General features: G+C 62.4%; 8 protein-coding genes. 3 read left to right on the top strand and 5 right to left on the bottom strand.

The features are described from left to right. Window positions 1-207 (top strand): FCD domain-containing protein (locus AC1D00_RS26645; protein WP_477012700.1); only part of this gene is annotated, 207 nt, incomplete at its 5' end. Between the two features lie 42 nt (window positions 208-249). On the opposite strand, the gene AC1D00_RS26640 is transcribed toward AC1D00_RS26645, so the two are convergent. Beyond that, entirely contained in the window at window positions 250-636 is a 387-nt protein-coding gene (locus AC1D00_RS26640; RefSeq protein WP_477012701.1) for a hypothetical protein, read from the bottom strand. A 72-nt stretch (window positions 637-708) separates the two neighbouring features. Next, window positions 709-972 carry a GlsB/YeaQ/YmgE family stress response membrane protein gene (locus AC1D00_RS26635; RefSeq protein ID WP_167771482.1) on the bottom strand — a complete coding sequence of 88 codons (264 nt, stop codon included), beginning with the start codon at window positions 970-972 and terminating at the stop codon, window positions 709-711. A gap of 192 nt (window positions 973-1,164) precedes the next feature. Here AC1D00_RS26635 and AC1D00_RS26630 point away from each other — a divergent pair, with 192 nt between their 5' ends. After that, window positions 1,165-2,070, top strand: a complete 906-nt coding sequence (locus tag AC1D00_RS26630) for a transglutaminase family protein (protein WP_135178469.1) — start codon at window positions 1,165-1,167, stop codon at window positions 2,068-2,070. Window positions 2,071-2,116: 46 nt separating this feature from the next. On the opposite strand, the gene AC1D00_RS26625 is transcribed toward AC1D00_RS26630, so the two are convergent. The 3 genes from AC1D00_RS26625 to AC1D00_RS26615 form a co-directional block, all read right to left on the bottom strand. Further along, entirely contained in the window at window positions 2,117-2,857 is a 741-nt protein-coding gene (locus tag AC1D00_RS26625) for a hypothetical protein (protein WP_235885916.1), read from the bottom strand. A gap of 81 nt (window positions 2,858-2,938) precedes the next feature. Continuing rightward, window positions 2,939-3,235: a hypothetical protein gene (locus AC1D00_RS26620; protein ID WP_477012699.1), complete on the bottom strand. Its 297-nt coding sequence runs from the start codon at window positions 3,233-3,235 to the stop codon at window positions 2,939-2,941. Between the two features lie 241 nt (window positions 3,236-3,476). After that, entirely contained in the window at window positions 3,477-4,301 is an 825-nt protein-coding gene (locus tag AC1D00_RS26615) for an NAD-dependent epimerase/dehydratase family protein (RefSeq protein ID WP_477012698.1), read from the bottom strand. A gap of 91 nt (window positions 4,302-4,392) precedes the next feature. Here AC1D00_RS26615 and AC1D00_RS26610 point away from each other — a divergent pair. Beyond that, the coding region (locus tag AC1D00_RS26610) for an SMP-30/gluconolactonase/LRE family protein (RefSeq protein ID WP_477012697.1) at window positions 4,393-4,932 on the top strand (540 nt) is incomplete at its 3' end.

Genomic DNA, 4,932 nt, shown 5'->3' with positions numbered 1-4,932 from the left:
CTCCAGGACTACATGAACCTGACGCTGCCGATGCGTGCGAAGAACCTCGCCGACCGCGACGGGCTCGCGCAATCGCGGCGCCAGCACGAGCTGATGATCGAGCTGCTTAGGGGACGCGACAGCTGGGCACTGGCCCAGCTCTGCGTCGACCACATGCAGTTCAGCAAGTCGGATTATCTGGCGCGGATTGCGGGTGAGACAACTTAAGCCCCGGTATGGCAGGTTGCTCGCCATCGCGCCGCGCGCAGCTCAATACCGCCTCAGCAGCCCTTGCTCCACGCTGGTCTCGCCATAATCGGCGCAGGCCCTTTTCGGGTYTCTGATCAAGTCCGTCCGGACGCGCCTGAACGTTTTGCGGGCAGCGTCGGACACTTCGGGACGGAATTTGCGGGGATCGTAGCTCTCGCCATCGCGGGCCTTGATGGCCGCAGCATAGGCGTCGATCATGGCCATCGCGGCCTCAGGACTGCCGAGCAGCCGGGCGCCGAGTTGAACGCCGCCGGCACCATCAACCTCGTAACCGTCGCATCGTTGCTCCAGCACTACGGATGCGGTGACGAGCTGGTCGAGGAACATCGCTTCGGCATCGCTGAGCATGGCGGCTTGCGCCGGTCCTGATACGATCATCGCGAGCATCGCGACGACTGTCAGCACGATTTCCACGATCGTGTTGCTTGCGGTCACCACGCGGCAGAACATTTGGATTGCTCAGGCGCGCCCCTGACGACCCATGAAAAGGCCGTAGAGAAACAGAAGGATGATTGCACCGACCACGCTTCCGATGAAGCCRGCGCCCTCCCCGAACCGGTACCATCCCACGGCCTGGCCGAGCCAGGTCGCAACGAACGCGCCGACAATTCCCAGCACCGTGGTCAAAATGAACCCTTTGGGCTCAGACTTGTCGCCGGGCATGATGAACTTCGCGAGCAGTCCGACGAGAAATCCGATGATGATCGTCCAAAGGATGCCCATGTCCATCGCTCCATTCGGCCAATTCGCACATCAACGTCTGAAGGAATGCGTGATCGCTTGATGGGCCAGACGATGCCGGGAATGACGTTGATCTAGATCAATGGGCCAAAGCAGCCGAGCCGAAAGCTGGAGGCCGCTCTTCCTGTGTGAGACGGCGCTCAACGAGCCCCGCAACGCGAAGCGGAATGATGCATGGCGATCATCGGCGAGATCACGCACACGACGACCTATCGCTATGCAAAGCCGGTGACGTTCGGCACGCACCGGGCCATGTTCCTGCCGCGGCGCGGGTCCTCGACCCGGCTGCTTCGCTGGTCCGCCTCGACCAGCCTGCCGTCAAAGGTGCATTGGGTCACCGACTCCCGCTCCAATGCCGTCACTGTGATGGACTTCAGCGAGCCCGGCAGCGAGCTGACATTCACCTTCAAGGTTCGCGGCATCTATTTCGGCATCAAGGGGCTGGAGACGTTTCCGCTGGAGCCGCGGGCCGAGGAAGTCCCCGTGCAGTATACGCCGGACGAGTGGACCGATCTTGCAGGATACCTGCGTCCGCATGCCGACGATCCAGACGGCAGCCATGCGGCATGGACCAAAAGCTTCGTTGCCGGCGATCAGGACCGGACTGCCGACCTGCTGCGCCGGATGCTGGGCACGTTTCGCAGCGACTTCAGCTATCGCGGGAGAGACGCGGAAGGCACCCAGTCCCCTGTCGAGACGCTGCGCACGAAATCCGGCACCTGCCGGGACTTCGCCTGGCTCATGATCGAGACGTTGCGCCGCCTCGGCTTTGCCGCGCGCTTCGTCAGCGGCTATCTCTATGATGCAGCGCTCGATGGCGGCGCCGTGGGGATGACCGGCTCCGGCGCCACCCATGCATGGGTGCAGGTGTTCCTGCCCGGCGCCGGCTGGCTCGATTACGATCCAACCAACAGGCTGAGCGCCGGCTTCGACCTCATCCCGGTGGCCATAGCGCGGCACCCGGGGCAGGCCGTGCCGCTGGCCGGCTCGTGGTACGGCGATTCCGGCGACTACCTCGGCATGTCGATCAATGTTGCCGTTCACAAGCTCGGCGAAATGCTCGATCCTTCGGAGGGATAGGCTACAGGCGCTGCGTTCAAACGTCCCAAGGCCGGGCGAGGGCCAGTCAGTGAGAGAAAACGCGYGTGCCAGGAGTCCACGGCCGTTGGCTTCCGACCGGACTGGCCCCGATTTCCCAGCCCGCGCCACCCCACAGGGCGTCAACCACGCCAAGATCGCCCGTGCCGTCACGGACGAAGAAGAGGTTCGGAACGGAGCTGGTCTGCAGCGCCCCGCTTTCGCCGTTGGCCTGCTGCTTCAAGAGACACCAGATATCGGCAAGCTTGCTCTCAGCGCGTGGGCCCAGCTCACCGAGGATCTGCACGGCACTCGAGGATTTATTCAGGACATGAGTCTGCAGAGACGTAGCGTCCGCAGCTTCGACCTTCACGGCGAACCGGCGCGCAAAGGTCGCCCCAAGCCACGAAATCTTGACAGTCGCGGTCGGCGCAATGTCTTCCCTGAAATGCTCGCTCGCAACGAAGGATTCGGAACCGGGAATGGCGGCCGTCGACGGGGGATCGAGGGGTTCACCGGGCTTGCGCTTGAGCGAACATTCGATCCTGGCGCGGGGAGCAAGCGACGCCGAGCTGCCGCCATCAGACTTGTTCTCGTCGGCACGCGCACTGAAACTGGATGCCGCCAGAACAATAACGAGCCACGTGTTGAGCGCTAAGCGGCGCATTGTTTGGCGTCCTTGAATTGCCGATTCAAGAACAAGGTAAACTGTAGATTGCGGCTGTAAATCGAGGATTAGGTTTCTGGTTAAGCTTAAAGCAAGGAACTTATTTGAGAGAAATGCAAACAATCTCCGGAACCATGTGCGCCACCCGGCCGCAGCGCGCAACGTAGCCGGACACCTCCAAAGAGGAACTGACGCGCGCCCCTTCTACTTGCCTGCCAAGCGCGCGACAACCTTATCAGCTGGAGGAACCTGCGAGCCCGGTTCGGACACTGGCTGCGTCGAGATCCGACAGCATCTTGCCTGTGCGTGAAGCGGATCGCTCCACATCCAGCTCACGCGCCAGGCAGGATTGTAGGCGTAGGCCGGGATGCGCCAGAACCAGATGGTTTCGTAGACGCTATCTCCGAATTGCCCCACATCCGGGCGTGACGTTGGCCAGGAGGCTGCTGCGACGAGGACGACCGTCAATACCGCGGCCCCCGACAAAACCATCTTGCGCATCTTGCTTCCACAATCGCTGGAATGAAAAGGCGGTCACTTCCGCGTAAGGCAATGCATAGAAGAAACGCTCACGTGTTCCGACAATAGAACGCCTATTTCCAAAAACGGAAATCCGGAACTCTACGGTGTGGACGCAGACGTTAGTCGCAAGGGCCCTTCAGACCTGCTGCACAAGCGAACCTCTGCCGGCTCCGGAAAGCGGAGCCGGCGAAGCGCAGCTACGTTCCTGCGAGCATCGACGCTACCGCTTGGTCCAATCGATGATGCGGCTCGCATCGCCGTCGAACTCGTTGCTACAGAACGCGCCCCCCTGGTAGTGGTCGCCGATCGGATCCGGCTTCAGCTTGGCTTGCTCCGCCATCGCGTGCGCCACGTGATCCTCGGAGCGGCCGGTCGGGCGATAGCCGAACTCGTAGGCGCGGTGGTTGTCCCACCAGGCGCGCTCGTTGAGGGAGGCGCCGTAGAAGACCTCGAAATGGATGTCGGGATGTTCGAGCCCGATGCGGCAGAGCTGCACGAGGTCGTCGGGCTTGAGCCAGATCGAGAGCCGGCGCTGGTCGAGCGGCATGTCGCCGAAATTGCCGATGCGCAGGCACGTCACCTTCAGCCCGTGCTTGTCGGCATAGAGCGCGCCGACCGCTTCACCGAACACCTTGCTGACGCCATAGCGGCCGTCGGGGCGCGGGGTGACGTCGGTGCCGATCTTGTGATGGCGCGGATAGAAGCCGACGGCATGGTTCGACGAGGCGAACACCACGCGCTTGACGCCCTTGCGGTAGGCGGCCTCGAACAGATTGTAGCCGCCGATGATGTTGGCCTGGAGGATGTCGTTCCAGGGGCCTTCGACCGAATAGCCGCCGAAATGGATGATGCCGTCGACGCCCTCGCAGATCGCCTCGCACTGCGCGAGATCGGCGAGATCCGCCGCCTTGAACTTTTCGTTCGCGCCGAGATCGGCGGGCGGCTTGATGTCGGAGAGCAGGAGCTCCGGATAGATCGGCGGCAACAGCTTTCGCAGGCTCGTGCCGATTCCGCCCGAAGCTCCCGTCATCAAAATACGCGGCATGTCTTCCCTCGCCTGTGGTGACCGATTTGCGGCCGTAGATAACTGATGCTAGCAGACTTGGACAGAGGGAACGCAACAACGAGACCTGCACATGAACGATGCATCGTCCCACACTCAAGGCTGGCGGCCGGCGACCTATTACCCCGATCCGGCGATAAAAGCACTCGATCCCCGCTTCGAAAAATACTGGCTGAAGCTTTCCGCCGTCGAACGTCTGGCCACCGGCCTGCGCTGGGCCGAGGGTCCGGTGTGGTTCGGCGACGGCCGCTATCTCCTGTGCAGCGACATCCCGAACCAGCGCATCATCAAATGGGAGGAGGAGACCGGCGCCGTCTCGGTGTTCCGCAAGCCCTCCAATTTCGCCAACGGCAACACCCGGGATCGCCAGGGCCGGCTCGTCACCTGCGAGCATGGCGGACGCCGCGTGGTTCGCACCGAATATGACGGCAGCATCACCGTGCTGATGGATTCCTTTGGCGGCAAGCGGCTGAACTCGCCGAACGACGTCGTGGTGAAGTCCGACGGCTCCGTCTGGTTCACCGATCCGACCTTCGGCCTGCTCGGCAATTACGAGGGCTACAAGGCCGAGCCCGAGATCGAGCCGAATGTCTACCGGCTCGATCCCGCAACC

It is taken from the genome of Bradyrhizobium sp. P2_E8, assembly GCF_056403875.1.
Note: the sequence above shows the minus strand (reverse complement) of the source record. Positions and strands in the feature narration are given on the sequence as shown.